At 61.2% G+C, this 464-nt stretch carries 1 pseudogene; it reads left to right on the forward strand.

From position 1 onward, the window contains the following. Window positions 1-464: pseudogene (locus tag ACCD02_RS32635) on the forward strand (hypothetical protein); the annotation flags it as partial.

Consider the following 464-nt stretch of genomic DNA (forward strand, 5'->3'; position numbering starts at 1 on the left):
CAGGTCGACGCCCAGTGGAATCAGTTGGTGCCGGTGCTGCCCTTTGTTTCGCTGCCCGGAGCCAAGAGCGCTGACGACCATGGCACGCCGGTGCTGGCCCGGCCCGGCTTCGTCTATGTGTTCTACCAGGGCAAGGCGTGGCGCGAGCTGGAAGTGCGTCTCACCGACGGCAAGACGACCTATCACGATGTGAACATTGCCCGGTATCGCCAGGAAACAGGGTTCATCAATGGCGAGCGCAACGTCACGGGCCAACCTCTGGAAGATATCTGGCTGCCCGCCCGCTGGAATGATCAGCCGGTACGTGATCTGCAGCTGTGTTTTTCCGAGATACAACTGCCTGCCGCTCGCCTGCACCGTCTGGAACAGGACGCCGGGTTACGGGGTCAGCGCTGCAAAACCCTGCAAGACCTGACCTGTACAACCCAGCGTATCAACGACCTGTATACCCGCAAGCCCGATGG

Source organism: Pseudomonas sp. Pseusp88 (genome assembly GCF_047303955.1).
Lineage (GTDB): Bacteria > Pseudomonadota > Gammaproteobacteria > Pseudomonadales > Pseudomonadaceae > Aquipseudomonas.